This is a genomic window from Paenibacillus sp. HB172176, assembly GCF_011947265.1.
Lineage (GTDB): Bacteria > Bacillota > Bacilli > Paenibacillales > Paenibacillaceae > Pristimantibacillus.
Genome location: NZ_JAATHD010000041.1, coordinates 1 through 20,802, shown reverse-complemented (window position 1 = coordinate 20,802; position 20,802 = coordinate 1). Strand labels below are relative to the sequence as shown.

Genomic DNA, 20,802 nt, shown 5'->3' with positions numbered 1-20,802 from the left:
CAGGCTGTAACAAGCTCCGTCTGCGGAGTTATAAAATTCTCTCGCAGACACTGTATGGATAATCGTCCTGCTCCATCATGGTGTAAGAAACATGGGATATCTTCAGTCTCTCCATGATCTTGCTGGCAATGACTTCATTGTAGGGCTCTTGCTGGGTGGCACCGCTCCCGCCTTTCACCAGACAACGCCTGCCGTCTATAATCACCCATTTCTTCTTCAACCAGCCATCGGAGGTGTTATCCGGGGACATTAGATTCATGAGATCAGATGAACCTTTCCCGAACAATACATTGCCTACATCCTCCGAGAAGGGATTATCGAAAAAGTGGATATCACTCCATTGCAAATGTGACGCAGCTGGACGTATCCAGTACTGATCAGACAAGCTGAGTCCGAAGCTTTTATGGAGCAGCTTTTGCGTTGCTGACAAATTCAATTCCAGCAGCGCTTCTTTGATCCCGTCGCGACTGGCCGGAATCGCCCGCCCCCTCCACCATTCATTCAGTGCTGCTCGGTCGATCCTTCCCTTTCTGACGGAAATGCCAACCGGTGCGTGAGGAGTTGCATAAACTTGTCCAATCGCTGAAATGGAGGCTGTTGCTTCATCAAGCTTAATCTCAGCCACAGGTTCATTTTTGTGCATGAGCATGTAGTTATTCCGGGATTCAGCCATTACCTTCTCCTCCATATCATCCATTTACATTTCTTCTATCTTAACTTATTTTCCAATCCTTTCATACTTAATCATTTCCCTTCCTTCGACGCGGCAGCCTCGCTCAAAGCTTCATTCCTCGCCTTACTCAATTGCCGCCAGATCAAAGGATGCATGGAGATGCGCCGCACGATAGATTTCGGCAGCTTCTTATGATGCATGCCCAGCTTGAAGCCGATCAGCTTCGCCGCCGATTCCGTAATGAGCTTCGGCACAAGCAGCCACTCGCGCTCTCTCGCGATGCCCGAGAGCTGATGCTTCACCAGGCTCGAGCCTGCTCCTCCGATAGCGCTGTACTTCTTCATCCAGGGATGCAAGCTCATCGATACGCCGTTATCGAAGAACCGCTTGAACTGCTGCATCGCGGAATAATTATGGGAATGATATACCTTGGCATCGGCGCAATACGCCACATGCTTGCCGCTCATCACGCACTGCGCCGCCATGAACAGATCTTCATTGAAGATGACCGGCTCCTCGAAGCCGCCGAAATGGTCGAACACATCTCGCCTAATCGCCGCACAGGCATTCGAGCAGAAGAACGTTCTCAGCCCCTTCTCCTGAATCTGCTCCATCGTCTGCAGATGAGAGTCCTGAGGGTAATTGTTCTCCCGCGACATCCGCTCGAGCAGATTCGCCTTGTCGTCAGGAAGCTGCCTTGCATAGGCGTACGCCGCCGTTCCTTGCTCCAGCGGCTTCACGAGCTCCTCAATGAGCCGTTCGTCGGCAGGCATCGCGTCCTGTGTCATGAACATCAGAATATCGCCGCTCGCTTCCGCAGCAGCCTGGTTGCGGGTTCCCCCGTGGTCGAATTCTCCTCGCTTCACATAATAGACGCGAGCGCCTTGCGTAAGCGCGCGCTTCGGCGTGCCGTCCGTCGATTCCGAATCCATCACGATCATTTCAAACGGGGGAACAGACTGAGACTTCAGCCGCTTAAGCAGCTCGTTCAGCTCTTCCCCCGCGTTCAAGGTAGGTATAATGACGGAAACTCGCATGGATGGTTCCTCTTTAGTAAGCATTTCTATTCATCAAGCCCTTCACAATGGTCTTGCCGATAATCTTCAAGTCGAAGATGAACGTCCAATTCTCGATATAGAAGAGATCAAGCATAATGCGATCCTGTATCGATGTATCGCCGCGCAGGCCGTTGGCCTGAGCCCAACCCGTAATGCCGGGCTTGATCTGATGCTTGATCATATATTTCGGCACATGATTCTTGAACTGATGGACGAAATACGGCCGCTCCGGTCTTGGTCCGACAACGCTCATATGCCCCATCAGCACATTGAAGAATTGCGGCAGCTCGTCGAGGCTCGTCTTCCGCAGGAAGCTGCCGAATCGCGTACGACGAGGATCCTTCTCCACCGTCCACGAGGTATCCGCCACCTTGTCGCTGGAGAGATGCATCGAGCGGAACTTGTACATATAGAAGCTCTTGCGGTTGAAGCCCATTCGCTCCTGCTTGAAGATGACAGGACCCGGCGACGTCAGCTTGATGCCGATGACCGCCATCAGCATAAGCGGCGAGGTCAGCACGATAGCTGCAAGAGAGAAAGCCACATCGAACCAGCGCTTCAATATGCGATTGCTCAGCTCGTCCAGCGGCACATCGCGAACATTAATAAGCGGAATGCCCGCGAAGTTGTCGAAGTAAGGCTTCGCCGGCAGCAAATCGAAGAAATCCGGAATAATCAGCGTCTTCACGCCGGAGCGTTCGCTCGTCTCGATAATCTGCGCGTATTTCCGATGCGCGTCCAGCGGCAGAGCCACAATGACTTCATCGACAATCCCCTTCTCCAGCCGCTCCTTCAGATCGTCCAAGCGTCCGATAATCGGCTTCATATGGCGATACTCCTCCGGATGCACGGCCAGATAATCATCGAGGAAACCGACCGCCTCGTAGCCAAGCTCCGGATGCTGCTGAAGATTCTCGTAGAAGCTGCGTCCGACCGAGCCCGCCCCCACAATGAGCACGAACCGTTTGTTATAGCCTCGTCTGCGGAATGAGGCTAATAGATTCTTCACCCAATAGCGATAGAGCGCAATGGCAAGTATATTCGACACGAAGAAGATTGCCAGGAACTGTCTGGATATATTCGATTCGCTCGTGAAATAGAACAACCCGATCAGGCCGAGAAAGCTCAAGCTCTGTATTTGAATAATTCTCAGGAAATCATAAGAAAAATGCTTGCGGCGTTTCGGCGAATAGAATTGCAGATAGAAGCCGATAAGCACCACGGCGAGGGAATAGATCGTCCCCCATAGCAAATAAGCGGTGAAAGGCACAGACTTCACATTCTGCAGCCAGCCGCTTTCGAACTTGAGCCAATAAGCGCCCAGGAACACAAGCAAAGCAACGAACAAATCCGCCAGCATATACAGCTGGGTTAACAACCGTTGATTTTGTCGAAGCATTGGGCACTCACTCTCACATTCTATTAATTTTCGACTCTAGCGTCATTGTAACAGAATGGAAGGAAGAATAGAACCCAATTTGCTGGAAAAAAGATCGCACAGCAAGCTTAAAGCTTGCTGTATGTCTTTCAAATATCTGCACCTGAGCTCTGCTGCTTTGCTTCTGCTTAATTATCCTCACGTCCCAGCCCCTCTCTCCTTGCACGAACGCGAAGCTCAATCATGCTCCGCTTGCGAAGCATGGAGGGAAGGGTCTTAAACAGCATCGGCAGGCACTTCAGTACGGCCGTCTCTCTTGCCAAGAGATAACCTAACCGAAGCAGTTCGATCGCGGCAACCGCAGGCAATCGCCATAGCATATGCCAGCCAGCCCGCTCATTCTTCACCAGCACATAGAAGCGATTCATATAGGAATGCTGCCTGATGAACAGCGGAACCGAGCGCCGGGCGCCCTTCTTCCACCCTCTCGCATGCAGCGCCTGCGCCTCCGGCTCATAATAAGCCGTCCAGCCGAGTCGCCGCGCCCGCCAAGCGACATCCACATCCTCCTTGTAAGCAAAAAACTGCTCATCGAAAAACTCGCCTTCCAGCGAGATATCGTCAATCATCCTGCGCGCATACATCGAAGCCGCCCCGGATACGCCGAACACCTCGCCCGCTTCCTTCCAGGAAATCACAGATTCGCCCGCTCCGCGATCTCTGGCTTGCCTGAACGCATCCATCGCAAGTCCCGTGCTGTCCACAATCGTCGGATCATGCGCGAACACAAGCTGCCCCGTGGCGCTGCCGATTCGGAACTCCCGCTCCATCGCCTTGAGGAGCTCGGCCACATAATCCGGCGCAAGCCTCACATCCGGATTTAACACCAGCACATAATCGCTGTCTCCTGCGGCGGCGATCGCTTGATTCTGCCCTCCGGAGAAGCCGTTGTTGACTTTGTTCAAGAGAAGCTTGATGGGAACCTTGCCGTTATTGAACGACTGGAGCCTGCTGACCGTATCATCAGAGGAAGCGTTGTCCACGATGACAATCGACGCCACCGGCGGGACTTGCTCCATTACGGCGTCCAGACAATCCGCGATATCCTTGCCGCTGTTATAGGTAACGATGCAGACGGTTGTTGTAGGCATCTAGCGATCCTCTCTTCTGTCGCGTGTTAAGTAATCATAGAGCGCCTCTCTCCAATGACGCAGCCTGGCGAAGCCTCGATCCTCCAGCTTCGAGCAGTCGAGCACGGAATAAGGCGGCCGTGTCGCCGGTCGCGGGAATTCCTCCGTCGTACAAGGTGACAGCGAGACAGCCGCGCCTTCAATCTCGAAAATCGCCTTGGCGAATTCAAACCAGGAACAGCAGCCTTCGCCCGCCGCATGATAGACACCGTATTGCTCCGACAGCACAAGCCGGGCTAGAAAGCGTGCCAAATCATACGTATAGGTGGGCGATCCGATCTGATCCGCCACAACGGTCAACCGCTCTCGCTCCTGCGCAAGCTGAAGCATCGTTTCTACGAAATTTTTGCCGAATCTCCCATACACCCAGGATGTGCGCACGATAAAATAACGGCTCAATGCAGCCTGAACCGCATGCTCGCCGGCCAGCTTCGACTTGCCGTACACCGTTATCGGATTCGTGGGGCTCTGCGGAACATACGGTTCATGCGAGCTCCCGTCGAATACATAATCCGTACTGATATAAATCAGCTTCGCTTCAACCCTCGCAGCGGCTTCCGCCACATGCTTCGTTCCTTGCTCATTCAAGAGGAAGGCCGACTCCGCATGGGACTCAGCTTGATCAACTGCCGTATAGGCCGCGCAGTGAATCACAGCATGGGGCCGCAGCTCCTCGAATACAGCCCGGCATTGCTCCGCGTTCGTGACATCAAGCACAGCCCGTTCGAGCGGAATGAATAGCAGATTGGGAACAGAGAGCTGGGAGAGCTCACGGCCGAGCATGCCGCCAGCTCCTGTAATGGCAACCTTGTACGTCATTTTATCCTCCATCTTGTTCATGCGATTGGTTGTACCGACGATATTCGCCGCTCTTGATGGAAGCCAGCCATTCCGGATTGCTCAGATACCATCGAATCGTCTCTCGAATGCCGCTCTCATAGTCATGCTTCGGCTCCCAGCCAAGCGTAGAACGCAGCTTGTCCGCATCGATCGCATAGCGTCTGTCATGTCCAAGCCTGTCCTCCACGAACTGAATCAGAGAATCAGGCTTCCCGAGCTCGTCCAGAATCGTCCGCACCACCTGCAGATTATTTCGTTCATTCCGTCCCCCGACATTGTATACCTCGCCTTTGGCTCCTCCATGCAGCACCAAATCAATTGCGCAGCAATGATCCTCCACATAGAGCCAGTCCCTGACATTCAGACCATCGCCATATACGGGAAGCGGCAAATCCTGCATCGCATGCTGAATCATAAGCGGAATCAGCTTCTCGGGGAACTGATAAGGCCCATAATTGTTCGAGCATCGCGTAATATTGACATGCATCCCGAACGTCTCTCCATACGCTCTCACCATGAGATCCGACCCGGCCTTGCTGGCGGAATAAGGGCTGTTCGGCGCAAGCGGCGTATTCTCCGTGAACAGGCCGGTCGAGCCGAGCGTGCCGTACACCTCATCCGTGGAGACATGGACGAATCGAGAGACATTATACTGACGCGCCAAGTCAAGAAGGATCTGAGTGCCGACAACATTTGTCTGGACGAAAATATCCGGCTCTTCAATACTCCGATCCACATGCGATTCGGCGGCTAGATGAACAATAGCGTCTACGCCTTCACGGCATATAGGCTCCAGCTTCGCACGATCTCGAATATCCCCATGAAGGAAGGTATAGCGGTCATCTCCCTCCACCGATTTCAAATTATGAAGATTACCGGCATACGTAAGGACGTCCACATTCACAAGCTCATACTCCGGATGCTTCTTCATCATATAATGAATCAAATTGCTTCCGATAAAGCCCGCTCCGCCTGTCACCATCAGCCTCATATCGTATCACCCTCATAATCGAAATTCATCTCCGCGTCCGCCAGCAGCGGCTGCTTCGCATCCTTCTCCGAGAGAACAGGATCTGCCGCCGGCCATTCAATGCCAATTGCCGGATCATCCCATGCAATGCCTCGATCATGCTGAGGCGAATAGAACATATCCACCTTGTACTGCACCTCCGTGTTCGGCACGAGCGTGCAGAAGCCATGGGCGAAGCCCTGCGGCACATAGAGTTGACGCTTATTGTCCGCAGACAGCATGAAGCTCGCCCATCTTCCGAAGGTAGGCGAGCCTCTTCTTATATCCACAACCACATCGAGCACCTCGCCGGCCGTTACCCTTACCAGCTTGGCTTGCGCCTTGGGCGCGAGCTGATAATGAAGACCTCTAAGCACATACGGCTCGGCGGACAACGAATGATTATCTTGCACGAATGGTTGATCCATCCCATGCTCCGCATATTTGCCTGCATGGAAGCTCTCTATGAAGAAGCCTCGATGATCCCCGAACACTTGAGGCTCGATGAGCAGCACGCCTGGAAGCTTTGTTTCAATAACTCGCATGAATCTCACCCTCCCGCTACAACTTCATCTTGCCGAACTTCTCGGCATACAGCAGCTTGCTTGCCAGCTCATTTGCCTTGCCATAGGAAGCATGAGTCCCCGCATCCGTCCACCACTGCTCCAGCACATCATAAGTAAGCGCCTCGGAGGCAATATACGCATTATTCACATCCGTAATCTCCAGCTCTCCGCGACTGGACGGCTTAAGCCCACGAATCATATCGAACACTTGCGAGTCATACATATAGATGCCGGTCACCGCATATTCGCTCTTCGGTTCACTTGGCTTCTCTTCAATAGACAGAATACGATCTCCCCTCAGCTCAGGAACGCCGTATCGCTGCGGATCATGCACCTTCTGAAGCAGCAACTTCGCTCCTCGCCCCTGCTCCTTGAACCTGGACACATAACGAGCAATGCCGTCCGCGAACACATTATCGCCAAGAATGACAACCATCTGATCGCCCTGGACGAACTGCTCCGCAAGCCCCAGCGCCTGAGCAATGCCACCGGCCTCATCCTGCACCTTGTAGGTGAAGGACAGTCCGAACTCCGCCCCGCTGCCAAGCAGACTGACCACATCGCCCATATGCTCCTTGCCCGTCACGATCAGAATATCCGTAATTCCCGCTTCCTCCAGCTTCGCAATCGCATGAAAGATCATCGGATACCGCCCAACCGGCAGCAGATGCTTATTCGTAACCTTGGTTAGAGGGAAAAGACGCGAGCCTGTTCCTCCGGCTAGGATGATTCCTTTCATTGGTGGTGTGCCTCCAATTTATCTTCGAATATCAATACAATATTTTATAGTAGGATCAATGGAATGCCCATGATACGCTTCTCCGTTCATTGTTACACTGCAGCCATGTTCTAGAGCCAGCATGATACCTGGGAGAACATCCCATATGTATGCGCCTTTCGGATTCACAAACCGTTTATATGATCCTCTTATTACGTTATAGATGTTGTATACAGCACAGCCCATAATGCGATATTCTTCGCCACCTCTGAGTATATCTATTAATGACTCATCCATTGAAGAAGAGATACCTGTAATCCGAGAATGTATACATTCAATAGAATCTCCCGTCATTAATTTAAGATGTAGTTCAGGCATATACAAGAAGCTTCCAAGATGAATGCTTCCTTGCCACAAGCTGAATGAAACTCCCCATTCCTTAAGTCCTGAACAGAAATTTTCAGTTCCATCTATTGGATCAAGAATGACTAAATATCCTGAAGAATCAATTACGCTACTGTCAAAAGATTCTTCACCAACAAATGTTGCTCCCGGCAACCTCTCTTTCACAAAATCAAATATCAACTTTTCTACAAATAAATCTGATTTAGTAACAGGTGTTTGATCTTCCTTAATAAAGATTTGATAGCGCATTTCATTAATTTTTAACATATTTGAATCTACAAGTTCACATATCTGATTCAAAAATGATCTTACTTCATTAATCTCTTGAATTAGTCTCACCCCACCATACAAAACTATATTAGTACTTCTGTATTCATTGGATTGAATAGAGATTCAGTCATGAATTCAAATTCAAGAACCTGACTATACTTCAATATCTCTTCTTTGATTTGAGCATTCATCATCATCTTTATCTCATTATCCAAATCAGTTTCCAAATTCTGATCTGCATAATTATCATTTGAATTGGAGTGGAAACCATCAAACCCAGCAATAGATACCTTATTAACTCCTAATTTAATGAGTAATGTCAGTAGCATCAATGTAGCATTATCATTAACTAAAGGTTGAGCATTAATCAAATCGCTATAGTTGACTAACAAACTATCTGGATAGATATCTTCTTGTATATTAGATGATAATATGAGTTGCTTACTTGATTCGTTCGATTTTAGTCCACTAAATTTCTGATAACGTTTATCATTACTGAAGAAACAAAAATCAGGATCTATTCCATCTCCTTCAAAATTCACAGTAATAATAACAGCCCCTGTTGAATCTTGGAACTGCTTAATTCGACTTTTTGCACCTTTTACTGAACTGCCTGGCGCAACTATTAGTATTTCTTTATTCATGAATATAGTTTTTAAATTTTCAATGCTCTTAGAATCATCAATTTGATGTTTTTGATATTGCGTATATAATTCTTGAACATAAGATTCGCTATACAATTCGCGCTTATCATTCGTGATATGATTTAATATTTTGCTAATTGATTTCACTGGAAGCGTCTTTCTATTCATTAAGTAAGATGCATAATTAGGATGACAATTATTGATCGCAGCCAAGTAATAAGGAACAGAATAACCCCATGTATACTTCTCAAGCAACGGTCCAATTGTTTCATCTACAATTTCGAGCAAGTAATCAGTATTGTAGCTTCGATCCTTCAATGAATTCAGATGTTGTGTTATTAATTCTGTATTTAGATTCCCTGCTCCTCTTCCCATGCCATACACAGAAGAATCAATAATGATTTGCCTTTTCGTATGAACATCAGCAAGTTCTTGTGCGTTAGAGAATGCTAATTGCAAGTTGTTGTGCGAATGATAGCCTATTACAATATCGGAATTAAGATTATGATCCACTAAATAAAACATTCTAAGAAGATCGCTTTTTCTCATTAAACCTAATGTATCCACAATATAAAATGCATACGGCTTTATATCATTGACCAAGTCAATAAGATTTAAAAGATATTTATCCGAATAACTAGTTGTCCCAACTGGTTGAACATAAGTCCTATAGCCTTTAGCCTGAATTTGTTTACAAAATTCTATAGCCTCCAAGACTTCATCTTCATGAAAGGTTACTCTTATTCCGTTTATTGATTTACCATCATATGGATTTAGGTGATCAATATTGAGGAATCCATATCTTGTCATAGCTACATATTGCGTTGATTCATTTCTTGCTGGCAAGATACTTTCTATCTGATCAACATTCGTAAACATAGATAAATCTTGATTATATTCCCCATCTTCTAAAAATCCGCATTCAATTATGTCTACATTTGCCTTTTCCAGCCTTGTTAAGATGCTCATAATGTTCTGGAGTCCAAAATTCCAATCATTAATATACCCACCATCACGCAAGGTGCAGTCGAGGATCTTTATGTTATTCATATTCTCCTCCTATTGAGATACGAGATTCATTAAAAATAGCATTAGCTATAATGAAATCATCTTTATCATTAATATCAATGCTTTCAATTTTTGATAACTCAACAAAATAGGGATTATCACCAATCCTTCGTCTTTGATTGATTATCAATTCTCTAGAATATATATATAATCCACAAGTCTCAGCATATATCAGTGGCAAATCTTGCGTTCTTGGTATATCGTTAAGGTTATAATTTAGTGGTGCATTATCTTTCCATAAAAAATCATATAATCTATTAACACCTACAGCTGAGTCATATCCTCCATCTAATATTGTTTGAATACCCCGTTCAATACTTTCACTTTTAATAAATGGGGCAGTTGAATGAGTCAGTACGTAATAATCAGCAATTACCTCATCTGCAAATTTAAAGAGCACTTCATTAAATGGTGTCTTTGAGTCATCCAAATATGTTTCTCTCTTTTTGTATGCTATCCCATCAATCAAATAATTCTTTATGACATCATCACTACAATAGACATAACTTTCATCAATTCCCTTGACTTGCAATAAAGTTTTTTGAATATAATGTATAAGTGGTTCACCGTTTTCAAAAGGCAATATGTTTTTATTTTTCAACCTCTCACTATTTAGTTTTATAGGTACAAGCCCTACTATCTTCATGATTTTATCCCCGCTTTTTTTAATTTCTCTCTTAATTCAGATTCTAATTTAATATAATGATCTAATCGTTTCTCAGTAGCAGATAATATCCCTTCCAAAACTTTTATTTTGATTTCTTCTTCGCTTAATTCATTTACCTGTAATAACATATTTGAGTTTGTAAGTTCTTTTTGTATTTCAATTGAATTCACCATATCCCTTACCTCTTTTCTTTTAGAATAAGCCCACATAATTTGAGTCTCTTCTATGATATTAGAATCTTTATCAATTAAATTTATTATAATAGGAACAATATTATCAAATACATATTTATTCGGGTATTGATAAAAGAAATAACTATTATTTGTGTTTATAAAGATTAATAAAGTATCATCTGAGACTTCATCTAATAATTCATTGACTTTCTCATTCACTTGAGTATCATCCATCAATATTACCTTGGCAAATTTATAATCAGATTTTTCTAACGGATTATTACTAGCATTTTGTATAGTTATATCAAACATTTCAGCTAAATTAACTAACGTTTGATTATCTGAATTAATTTCAAATATATTCTCCTTAAAATTCGCATTATTAATTACTCTCAATGCTGTGTAATATTTGTGAATTATCTTAAAATGTTTTTCAAAATAAGCTGAAAACATAATTAGTTTTTCATAGTGCCCTTTTAAATTATTGATAGCAGTTGAAGAAATCGTCATTACAGTCTTAGGTTCATTTTCAAAAACAAATGGAATTAGTTCTGAAGGAAAAACATCTTGTACGACTACTGAAGTAGGGAATATTGAATCGTAATAAGTAAGATCATCTGGATGAGGTTTAAAAACAATTGAACCAGAATCCACGAAATAGTCCACCAAAAGTTTATATATTTCAATCTGATCCCCATGACTTAATATCTTTAGATTTGAAAAGTGTTGAGTCATTATAAGAGTTGAATTTTCAGGAATACTTATTTTCTTATTCACATCAAAAAAAACTAGCAAATCCTCAACTTTATTCATATCCATTATTTTAATACAATCAATTAAATCCATATGTTCAATTCTCTCATCATTAAAACCTGACTTTTGCGCCTTTGTATTACAAATTATTTTTTTTATATATTTATTTGAAGCATTATATAAGCCCAAATTATTGCAAATCTCATTTTTATTTGGATCAAGATTCATTTCAATATCGTATACAATCTCTGGCCTACTTATTAGTCCACTCCCATCCTCCAAAAAGGTGAAATTGATACCTTTAGTAGTAAGATATATTCCAAAATAATAATGAGCGCAACCAACAATAATTTCTTCCACCTCAGATAAACCAATCCTATTACCGTGGAGTAATGAATCAAAATACTTTGTTGTATTTGATATCATATCTTGCTTCCTATCTGACAATGCTTTATTGTCCATAACTATTACCTCATCAAAAAAACTTTTCTTTAAATCCAAATAATTTTGAAATTTATCACAAAGAAATTCAGAGATTAAAACTACTGTTTTTTTATTCGAATAATATTTTTCTTTATGCACTATACTATGTAGCAATTGATAAGTTGAAACAACATGGTAAAGAATCAAACCATCCACTCCAATCAAATTTAATGAAAATGTATTAAACACCAGCACTCTCTAAGATATCATTAAGAGTTTCAAATGTTTGATTCTCACTGTCTGCTAATACTCCTCTTGAGTAACGCAATTGACCAAAATACTTTTTGATGAACTTCAAATCTTTGATTAAAAACCTGAATGGGATATACGCGTCATACCCAGAGATATTAGATAGGTATTTAAAGTCTTTAAAAGTTTCATTATACTTTTTAACAAAATCAAATATACCCTGATGAACTTCCTTAATATATTCATAGTTTTCCACTTCTGGTACATCAAACAAAAATTCAAATCCACTTTCATTTCTTTTAAATCCAGAAAATGAAGGATAACAAGCTTGAGTAAATAATTCAAAAAATATATTGTTAGAATTTTTATTTGTATTTGAATGTGTATCATATAAATTCCGATTATACATTCTTGAAAATATATACGGTATAGTCTCTCCGTTCATGATTTCATTAATATTAGCAGTATGATTCCAATATCTTGAGGCGGCGATTAAGCTAAATACTTTACAATCTTGTCCCCACTTTTCTTCAATAAGATATTTCAATCCCAATCCGCCGGATCCAATCCACCCAACATCTACAACAGCAACTTTCTTGCTTGAACCAACCTTACTTAATATATATTGTTTAACTATCTCATTATTTACTGACAAATTTTCAACTACACATTCCCAATGGTCAATAAAAAAATCTTCAACAATCTTTACATTTCCTTTGTGAATTATTTCCTCTTCTTTCAAACCATTATATGGTAATATTCTTAGCATTTCAGTAAGGTCTAATGAATCCAACATTGATTTTAACGATGTAGGTATAACACCAATAGATTTATGATAGATCATTCTTGTGATGAAGTCTTCTCTGTTCTTTTCGACAGTATACTTGGTATTTGCTATTCTAGACCAGTATACATATTCATTCTGAATACCCGGATACAGGTAATCGAAAACTTGCTTGTAAATCTCCCCATCCCTTGACAAAAACAAAATCTTATCTATGTCATTTTTTTTCGCAAACTCATAAATCCAATTACAAAAACCTAGTATATATATACCTCCATAGGTAAAGCCGAATTCATAGTACGGAGTATATACATTATCTCCATTATGTAGATGTGAGTTAACTATCCCGCTATATGTTGAGCCAATCAATTCAGACATTCCGTCAGTTCTGTAATCATTACCTATATCATTAACATTTTTATAATATACAGTGTTTATATTAAGTGAATTAGCTGCTTTAATGTCAGTTTGAAAATTATCTCCTACATGAACCATATCTATTGGATCAATTTTCAATTTATTTAAGGCTATCATAAAGAGTCCTTTAGTTCTTTTACTACAATTGTTTTCACTAGATATAAAAACATCTTCAAAACCAAAATAACCACACTTATTTAAAAACTCAATTAACATTTCTTTTGTAACATACATATCAGAGATAGCGACAATTCTTTTTCTTTTAGATTTTAGTATTTCAAATATCTCTCTCATATATGGATTTGGAGCACATATCTTTAACTCCGTTTCAATCTCTACCTGAACCCCATATTCCTTTTTAATCCCAGTCTTTCTCTCAATAATTTCATAAATATCATAAATTGTGACTTCTCTATTCCCCTTTTTAATAAATGCAATGTTGCGAGCCTCTTTTTCTGCTTCAACTCTTATGCTCAAAAAATTAATTTGTTTATGTTTATTTCCAAGAAGAAAAAAAAGATGTTCAGGTTTAGCGAATGGCCTTAATATTAATGTATCAAAAACATCAAATGATATTACTTCATGCTTCATTAATTTTTTTGCCAATTGAGTTATACTTACTCTATTTGATATTTCTGATTCTGGCCCGTCTAGATACGGAAGTTTCTTATAGTCCATCGAACCCCCTTTCTCAGTCTTGATTATCTGAGAGCTGTTTTGTATCAAAGTGTTTATTTTTAGAGTACGATGTAAAAAATTCAAAATAAAGATGTAGGACCAGGACTTTAACTTATTTTCTTTTTTTTCAGTATGTGCCCATTTATACTTCTGATAGTCACTTAATATCCTCGGATTACTCTCAACTGCATGGTAAAATAGTTTGTTTTTAAAATTCACAATTTTATCAGTACTTATCATGACTGCTTGCTCCCCTTCTTTAATTGCGTCTTACTTCAATACAAATATTAGGATATCACACTAACCATTAACGCTCAACTCTCACATAACACTGTATAACATTTACCAAATAAAATATTGAACTTGATATCTACTCTTATATTGCGTTAAAGTGGTCTAAGACTGAAATTAAAGGATGAATCTATTTATGAAAAATCATTTGCATAACTTAGTTAGGTACAAAGATTTATTTATAGAATTAGTTAAGAAAGATATTAAATTAAAATATCGCAACTCAATATTGGGAATTGTCTGGAGTATGCTTAATCCAATTCTAATGATGGTAGTTTTGAGTATAATTTTCATGACAATCTTTCATAATGAGATAGAATATTTCCCTGTGTACGTACTCATCGGCCGTGTGTTGTACCAGTTTTTTTCAGATGCAACTAGCTTTGCGATGGAATCCGTTCAGGTAAATAGTCAATTAATCAATAAAATTTATGTCCCAAAATATTTTTTCCCACTTTCGAGAACACTTTCTACGTTTGTAGTCTCTATAATATCATTAATACCTGTATTCTTCATGATGCTTTTTTCTGGAATCCAATTTCATTGGATTAATTTACTATTTTTCTTACCGCTTATGTATCTGCTGATAATATGTTCAGGTTTAGGTTTATTATTATCAGCAGTAAATGTCTTCTTCAGGGATATGAAACATTTTTATTCAATCATATTACTAGTATTAATGTACATGACACCAATTTTTTATCCTGCTTCAATAATTCCAGATAAGTACATGTCATTGATATTACTTAACCCACTTTTCCCAATCGTTGAAATGTTCCGTGATATTATTATGTATGGATCGTTTCCGAGTTATTGGGATCACTTACTCTCTGTTTTTTATGCATTATTCTATGGTATCCTTGGTTTGATCGTTTTTTACAAAACTCAAGATCGATTCATTTATCATTTATAAAGGTGTTGTCAAAAATGAGTGAGATAGCTTTAGACATAGTTAATGTAAGCATGCAATATCGAATAACGACTGAGAAAATTGACTCTTTAAAGCATTTTTTCATAAAGAAGCTAAAAAAACAACTTCAATATGAAAACTTTCTTGCCCTTGATGACGTTTCATTCAAGGTCAACAAAGGTGAAATATTAGGCATTATTGGTATGAACGGTGCCGGTAAAAGCACATTACTTAAATTAATTGCAGGTGTTCAAAAGCCTACATCTGGGACTATTAAACGGAATGGAACTATTGCACCGTTACTTGAATTAGGCGCCGGATTTAATGGAGATCTTTCTGGTGCCGAGAATATATATCTAAATGGTTTGCTACTTGGTTATTCAAAAAAATTCATTAAAGAAAAGTATGAAGAAATTATCGAATTTTCTGAGATAGGAAAATTCATTCACACTCCACTTAAAAATTATTCTTCAGGCATGAAGTCTCGACTTGGTTTTTCAATTGCCACTCTTGTTAAACCAGATATCTTAATTGTTGATGAAGTGCTATCTGTCGGTGATATTAAATTCAGAGAAAAATCAGAGCAAAAGATCCGTTCATTGATGTCCGATGGTACAACTGTATTATTTGTCTCGCATAATTTCAAACAGGTTGAATCATTATGTGACAAGGCAGTTTGGTTAGATCATGGAAAAGTTCGAGATATTGACAAAGCAACCAATATAATAAACAAATTCAAAGACTTGAAGTAAGAGACGAGTATCTCTTACTTTTTCTTTTTAATTATTACTCGTAATAACACAAGTAACTTCTTAAGAGCCTTCTTAGGATTAAGCATTGCTTTTCTAAGAAGTCTCGCATATTTTATAAATCGGTCAATATTGGCGATTGTTTTTATTCCATATAATTTTTCAATCTCTCTTCTGTTAAACAATCTTCCCTGACTGTCCTCGATAACGATTGAGTTCTTCCACAAATTTTTTTCAGCATCTGAATTCAGTTTTTTCCTGTTAGAAATATATTCGTGTAGACTGATATGTGTTGTATATTTTTTAACATCAATCGTTTGTCCTAATCCAACTGAATTTGACAAGAGGCTGAATTCAATCATGTCGTTTGCTTGGAATTTGTTTATGAATTCCTTTGTACTACCTACAGCATAAGTCTTACTAATTGATTTGATGTCTTCAAAGTAGTTTAATGCTGTAACAAATACATCGTTAATGCCTAGCTGCATTGACTTGATCTTATCGTACATATCCGAATTTTCCTCTACATTTTTCAAATTAAATCCAATCTGCCCCTGATCATCAAGTTTAAAGTTGATCAATGAACCTTCCGGTGCTGAAAAAACAAATTCATACATCATCACTTGGTCTATAATTTGATTACGATCTTGTAATGGCGATCCAGTATTGAACGCATATCCTTTGCTATAAGGTATTAATTCAGACACCATACTTTCTAGAGTTCCGAAGTAATAACCATTTACCTTTTTTTTAGTTATTTCTTGTATTACCTTGTGTGTTGATCCACTCCATCCTATATCGAATATATTAATCTCCTCATAATCATTAATACCTGATTGTTCAAGATACTGCTTTAATAATACCAATTCACGATCTAGAACCAGCTTAATATCTGTCCATATTGAAAATAAAAAAGATTTGATTGTATTTTCATTCGTATATTCTATTTTAGCAGACAACGAATCTATTCCAAATTCATTAACCTTTGAATGATAGTCATCTGGATTCAAACCTACGTTTAACAATATTTCCATCAAGCTAATTTGTTGGTCAAATCCTTTATTATGTAACATTAGTGTCTCTATCGCTTGCTCAGGCTTCTCATGTACTAGTTGAGGAAACAAGTATGACCTTCGTGATGCATAAAGATATCTTGCTTCAGGCAAACCAGTTTGCTTCTCTGTTAATAAATTATAAAGTTGATATGGCAAATACCCATCCCTTGCTAGGAAATAGATGTTATTTTTATCTCTTAACTCTTCTGATAGCCAATGAAGCAATCCAATAAACAGTGAAGCAACTACTCTTACTCCAAAAGAGTACCAATAATCTCTTTCCCTAAGTCTGAAATTGTGATTGATTATAACTGCCTGAATAATCGAATCTCCGATTGATATGGTAGAAACGCTTTCTTCCCTTTCATTTATTTTTTGATAAAAGTATCCGCAAACTCCACTCTTTTCTGCATTCAAAACATCTGAACGATAATTGTCCCCAATGTGTAACCATCTATGTTTACTCGAAATGCTTTCAGTTTCTCTTATGTATTCATATAGCGTACCAGTTGCCTTAGTCTTTTTTATCTCGCTCGATATATAAAGCTGGTTATACCCCGAAATACAATTCTCTTTCAATATTTTTTCAATGTCTTGTTTGGATAGATACATATCACTTATAATATAAACTTTTTTTTCTGAATTTTTAGCAATATCAAATAACTTCCTCATCTCAACATTTGGAATAAGAAATTGTAACTCTACCTCAAGTTCTAGTTTTTTTAATGATGAAGCTATATCTCCAAGTTGCTTGTTCACATAAATATAGATTTCATCCAAAGTTATCTCCTCTTCATTGGAGTTAATCCTTGCTTCTTTCTCTGCTGAAATTCTAATATTTTTAAAATTCGTCTTTACATTATTGGCATTAAAAAATCTGTTTTCAATTATTTCAAACAGATCCTTTGGTTCCATTACATTTCTTAATAACAATGTATCGAAAATATCAAAAGAAACTACATCTGATTCCATAATTCGATCTTTAATTTGATTGAAATCTGATTTTAATCTCATTTTTCCTCCATAGCATTCTCAATTAGTAATAATCTTGTAATTTCAATAATTTCTACTTTTTTCCTTGCATTTTAACCGCTTGGCTTCCACTAATCTTAAAGACACTGTAACTAAAATCCTTTTATGTGATTCGCTTTCCAAATTCAATTTTGATAGAATGATTGAATCAATTCGAATGCGGTTATACGAATATGAGGAGATATGTCGAAATGAAGCAACGGAATAGTTCTGTGCATGTCAATAAGATTACACGATCCAAGTCTTCCCATCAACCTTTACCATCGACTCATGTCGAATCGATGCAAGATTTTTCCCTGCTGAAGTGGGCTGGTTTGATTGGAATTGCACTGTTTTTTTTAGTCCTTCCTTACAACGGAGCGATGTTTAATGGGTTTGAGCTGGCGTTCGACAACACGATCTATGAAGCGCTGTTGCTCGTTTTTATCATCCTTATTGTAACTGGATTCCGTTTAATTGAGAAATGGCGGATAGACAACTACGGACCAATGCTGGCAATTGCCGTTTTTCTTTTTCCGTTGTCCTATTTCATTTCGTCCTTTCATGCTGTCACTGCCTACAACGCTCATCTCATGACTTACATTGCTTTTGGCATGGCTGGATTCTTTTGTTTCGGACTATTCTTTTCGGAGCAAGCTCGAGATTGGAATAGACTGGCCTTTATCCTTCAGCTTTCTGGCTATGCCATTGTTCTATTCGGTTTTCTGAATTTGTTCGGGCAGCATTATTATCCGTCTGCGATTTGGTATACATCGGGGCAAAATCGGTTGGCGTCTGTCTTTCAATATTCGAATACATACGCAGGCTATTTATTAGCTATGCTCCTGACGACGGTTTATTATACCGTACATGTTCAGAAGAAGGGCTGGCGGTTGCTTCATGCCATGATGCTGGTGCCGATATGGGTCTCTCTCTTGCTTACTTATTCCCGGGGCGCGCTAGTGGTGCTTCCCGTGCTGATCGTCATAATCATCCCATTTATCCGATTGCATCGGCAAATCCTTTATTTGCTAGCCATTGGTTTTGCGGCAGTCGTATCGTTCATCCTGTTGAATCCGTTAACCCGGAATATCGATGAGATTGCCGATGTTGTGCTTCCTGTGCATACGCAGAAGAGGCCAAGTTTATTGTCTGTATGGGATAAATTGCCGCTGGAGAGCTGGTTGTTCCTGATTATCCCTTCCGTATTGACGGCTTGTGCGATTATGCTGCTCTTCCCTATTGCTGACCGCTGGTTGGAGAAGAAGCTGGCATCCTTAACCAGGAGGCGCTGGGGCGGCCTTCTGTTCTCGTTATTGCTCATTTTTGCGGGAGCTATAGGTGTCGTCGTTCTCGTCACAGACAATGGAATAATCGAGTTTCTACTGCCGAATGGATTAGCGGATCGAATCGAATCGATAAACTTTGAGCAGCATAGCGTGCTTGAACGATTCACCTTTTACCGGGATGCCATGAAGGTTGTCGCTGACTATCCTCTCTTCGGGACTGGAGGCGGCGGGTGGTCCGCAGTATACGAACAGTACCAGAACAATCCGTATTTAAGCCGACAGGCACATAGCTTCTTCTTTCAAACATTAGTCGAGATTGGTTGGATCGGATTTCTATTGCTTATGACTTTTATTTGCGTCATCTTCTCCGTTTATATTTATCTATTTGTGAAGAAAAAGGAGCTTCGCGGCAATCACTTTGTTTTCTTTATTTTTGCGATATCCCTTCTCGTTCACAGTTTGATAGATTTTGATATGAGTTATATGTTCGTTAGCAGCGTTGTCTTCTTATGTCTGGGAGCTATGATTGGTCCGTTCCGATCGCAACTGAACGTCAAACGTTGGGAGTTAGCCGGTGAGTCTTCATGGCGATATGCTTACCCAGTCTTCCTAATTGCTCTTGCAACATTTTTGTTCGTTTTCACGTTTAGAGAATATTCGGCTATTCGCTCCTATGACCATGCCATGTACATGGCCGTGGAAGAGAAAGCTCCGCTTCAAGATATTTTGGAACCGTTGGAGCAAATGATTGCTATCTCTCCGAATCAACCGGAGTTCACTTTGAGGAAGATTGATTGGCTCAGTCAAGGCTATTATCAGACGATGGACCCTGCATATTTGACGAAGATTCAGAATGCCATACTTGCGTTGAAAAAGAATGAACCTTACAATCGCGATTTATTGTTGGCCGAATATCGAAATTTCAAAAATTTGGGCTCGTACAACAAAGCAATAGTGGCACTGGAAGAGGGAATTTCCAAGTTCCCATGGGATATCAAATTCTATGAAGCGGCGATGCTGGAATACGCGAATGATCGTAATGGTCAAACGGATGTGCAGGTTACGGCACGAAACCAGGATCGTGTACTCGAACTCTATAGCGAGGTAAAGACACGAATGACTATGCTGAAGGATTTGCCAGAGCAGCAGCTGCAGGGTAGAGACTTCGGAATTACGCCTTATATTCGACAAGCAATCGGGAAAGTCTACTTTGACCAACAAGACTTCGAACAAGCGGTTCAGATTCTCCAACCTCTGGCTGATGGGGCAAATCTTGAGGAGAAGGATCCTGTCCTTCGCAAAGGTATAATCTATTATCTTGCCGCAATGGACGCGACCGGTCAGGACATTGATCAATTGACCGAAAAATTAATTCTACCAGATCACGAAGAATCATCCCTGCTGATTGAGCTAAGAGAAAAAATTGAAATGTTGAGATAATACCTGAATCCGTGATCTGAATGATTAAATTTTCTTGAAAAATGAAGGAAATCATACCTCCAGCGACGAAATCAAGAGATAACCAACGATTATC

General features: G+C 40.6%; 17 protein-coding genes. 3 read left to right on the top strand and 14 right to left on the bottom strand.

The window, feature by feature from the left end; genetic code table 11:
- Positions 1–28: 28 nt before the first annotated feature.
- The 13 genes from HFP08_RS29425 to HFP08_RS27875 form a co-directional block, all read right to left on the bottom strand.
- Positions 29–697, bottom strand: coding sequence for a hypothetical protein (locus tag HFP08_RS29425; RefSeq protein ID WP_240941924.1), 669 nt, complete (start codon positions 695–697; stop codon positions 29–31).
- Positions 698–744: 47 nt separating this feature from the next.
- Entirely contained in the window at positions 745–1,710 is a 966-nt protein-coding gene (locus HFP08_RS27930; RefSeq protein WP_168123919.1) for a glycosyltransferase family 2 protein, read from the bottom strand.
- 13 nt (positions 1,711–1,723) lie between these two features.
- Positions 1,724–3,130 carry an undecaprenyl-phosphate glucose phosphotransferase gene (locus tag HFP08_RS27925; protein WP_168123918.1) on the bottom strand — a complete coding sequence of 469 codons (1,407 nt, stop codon included), beginning with the start codon at positions 3,128–3,130 and terminating at the stop codon, positions 1,724–1,726.
- Positions 3,131–3,297: 167 nt separating this feature from the next.
- Positions 3,298–4,260: a glycosyltransferase family 2 protein gene (locus tag HFP08_RS27920; protein WP_168123917.1), complete on the bottom strand. Its 963-nt coding sequence runs from the start codon at positions 4,258–4,260 to the stop codon at positions 3,298–3,300.
- A complete protein-coding gene (gene rfbD, locus HFP08_RS27915; protein ID WP_168123916.1) occupies positions 4,261–5,118 on the bottom strand; it encodes a dTDP-4-dehydrorhamnose reductase in 858 nt (285 codons plus the stop codon).
- A gap of 1 nt (position 5,119) precedes the next feature.
- Positions 5,120–6,130 (bottom strand): dTDP-glucose 4,6-dehydratase, encoded by a 1,011-nt coding sequence (gene rfbB / locus HFP08_RS27910; protein ID WP_168123915.1) that lies wholly within the window; start codon positions 6,128–6,130, stop codon positions 5,120–5,122.
- On the bottom strand, positions 6,127–6,693 hold the full coding sequence (rfbC, locus tag HFP08_RS27905; protein WP_168123914.1) for a dTDP-4-dehydrorhamnose 3,5-epimerase: 567 nt from the start codon (positions 6,691–6,693) through the stop codon (positions 6,127–6,129). The genes rfbB and rfbC overlap by 4 nt, the downstream gene beginning before the upstream one ends.
- Before the next feature lie 16 nt (positions 6,694–6,709).
- Positions 6,710–7,453: a sugar phosphate nucleotidyltransferase gene (locus tag HFP08_RS27900; RefSeq protein WP_168123913.1), complete on the bottom strand. Its 744-nt coding sequence runs from the start codon at positions 7,451–7,453 to the stop codon at positions 6,710–6,712.
- A gap of 18 nt (positions 7,454–7,471) precedes the next feature.
- A complete protein-coding gene (locus HFP08_RS27895; protein ID WP_168123912.1) occupies positions 7,472–8,176 on the bottom strand; it encodes an inositol monophosphatase family protein in 705 nt (234 codons plus the stop codon).
- A gap of 14 nt (positions 8,177–8,190) precedes the next feature.
- On the bottom strand, positions 8,191–9,801 hold the full coding sequence (locus HFP08_RS27890) for an aldolase catalytic domain-containing protein (RefSeq protein ID WP_168123911.1): 1,611 nt from the start codon (positions 9,799–9,801) through the stop codon (positions 8,191–8,193).
- Entirely contained in the window at positions 9,794–10,465 is a 672-nt protein-coding gene (locus HFP08_RS27885; protein ID WP_168123910.1) for an acylneuraminate cytidylyltransferase family protein, read from the bottom strand. The genes HFP08_RS27890 and HFP08_RS27885 overlap by 8 nt, the downstream gene beginning before the upstream one ends.
- On the bottom strand, positions 10,462–12,084 hold the full coding sequence (locus HFP08_RS27880) for a hypothetical protein (protein WP_168123909.1): 1,623 nt from the start codon (positions 12,082–12,084) through the stop codon (positions 10,462–10,464). The genes HFP08_RS27885 and HFP08_RS27880 overlap by 4 nt, the downstream gene beginning before the upstream one ends.
- A complete protein-coding gene (locus HFP08_RS27875) occupies positions 12,077–14,203 on the bottom strand; it encodes an HAD family hydrolase (RefSeq protein ID WP_168123908.1) in 2,127 nt (708 codons plus the stop codon). The genes HFP08_RS27880 and HFP08_RS27875 overlap by 8 nt, the downstream gene beginning before the upstream one ends.
- Before the next feature lie 187 nt (positions 14,204–14,390).
- Between HFP08_RS27875 and HFP08_RS27870 the strand changes: the two genes are divergently transcribed.
- Both HFP08_RS27870 and HFP08_RS27865 read left to right on the top strand, forming a co-directional pair.
- Entirely contained in the window at positions 14,391–15,167 is a 777-nt protein-coding gene (locus HFP08_RS27870) for an ABC transporter permease (RefSeq protein ID WP_168123907.1), read from the top strand.
- 14 nt (positions 15,168–15,181) lie between these two features.
- On the top strand, positions 15,182–15,916 hold the full coding sequence (locus tag HFP08_RS27865) for an ABC transporter ATP-binding protein (protein WP_168123906.1): 735 nt from the start codon (positions 15,182–15,184) through the stop codon (positions 15,914–15,916).
- Positions 15,917–15,930: 14 nt separating this feature from the next.
- Here the strand turns inward: HFP08_RS27865 and HFP08_RS27860 are convergent, their stop codons facing one another.
- The gene (locus HFP08_RS27860; protein WP_168123905.1) at positions 15,931–17,982 is read right to left on the bottom strand and encodes an HAD family hydrolase; all 2,052 of its coding nucleotides are present in this window, start codon (positions 17,980–17,982) and stop codon (positions 15,931–15,933) included.
- A 380-nt stretch (positions 17,983–18,362) separates the two neighbouring features.
- Between HFP08_RS27860 and HFP08_RS27855 the strand changes: the two genes are divergently transcribed.
- Positions 18,363–20,708 (top strand): O-antigen ligase family protein, encoded by a 2,346-nt coding sequence (locus tag HFP08_RS27855; RefSeq protein ID WP_168123904.1) that lies wholly within the window; start codon positions 18,363–18,365, stop codon positions 20,706–20,708.
- Positions 20,709–20,802: the final 94 nt, after the last annotated feature.

Excerpts from the sequence above, each read along its gene's own strand:
- HFP08_RS29425 (WP_240941924.1), bottom strand. The coding sequence starts at position 697 with ATGGATGATATGGAGGAGAAGGTAATGGCTGAATCCCGGAATAACTAC.
- HFP08_RS27930 (WP_168123919.1), bottom strand. The coding sequence starts at position 1,710 with ATGCGAGTTTCCGTCATTATACCTACCTTGAACGCGGGGGAAGAGCTG.
- HFP08_RS27925 (WP_168123918.1), bottom strand. The coding sequence starts at position 3,130 with ATGCTTCGACAAAATCAACGGTTGTTAACCCAGCTGTATATGCTGGCG.
- HFP08_RS27920 (WP_168123917.1), bottom strand. The coding sequence starts at position 4,260 with ATGCCTACAACAACCGTCTGCATCGTTACCTATAACAGCGGCAAGGAT.
- rfbD (WP_168123916.1), bottom strand. The coding sequence starts at position 5,118 with ATGACGTACAAGGTTGCCATTACAGGAGCTGGCGGCATGCTCGGCCGT.
- rfbB (WP_168123915.1), bottom strand. The coding sequence starts at position 6,130 with ATGAGGCTGATGGTGACAGGCGGAGCGGGCTTTATCGGAAGCAATTTG.
- rfbC (WP_168123914.1), bottom strand. The coding sequence starts at position 6,693 with ATGCGAGTTATTGAAACAAAGCTTCCAGGCGTGCTGCTCATCGAGCCT.
- HFP08_RS27900 (WP_168123913.1), bottom strand. The coding sequence starts at position 7,453 with ATGAAAGGAATCATCCTAGCCGGAGGAACAGGCTCGCGTCTTTTCCCT.
- HFP08_RS27890 (WP_168123911.1), bottom strand. The coding sequence starts at position 9,801 with ATGAATAACATAAAGATCCTCGACTGCACCTTGCGTGATGGTGGGTAT.
- HFP08_RS27885 (WP_168123910.1), bottom strand. The coding sequence starts at position 10,465 with ATGAAGATAGTAGGGCTTGTACCTATAAAACTAAATAGTGAGAGGTTG.
- HFP08_RS27875 (WP_168123908.1), bottom strand. The coding sequence starts at position 14,203 with ATGATAAGTACTGATAAAATTGTGAATTTTAAAAACAAACTATTTTAC.
- HFP08_RS27870 (WP_168123907.1), top strand. The coding sequence starts at position 14,391 with ATGAAAAATCATTTGCATAACTTAGTTAGGTACAAAGATTTATTTATA.
- HFP08_RS27865 (WP_168123906.1), top strand. The coding sequence starts at position 15,182 with ATGAGTGAGATAGCTTTAGACATAGTTAATGTAAGCATGCAATATCGA.
- HFP08_RS27860 (WP_168123905.1), bottom strand. The coding sequence starts at position 17,982 with ATGAGATTAAAATCAGATTTCAATCAAATTAAAGATCGAATTATGGAA.
- HFP08_RS27855 (WP_168123904.1), top strand. The coding sequence starts at position 18,363 with ATGTTTAATGGGTTTGAGCTGGCGTTCGACAACACGATCTATGAAGCG.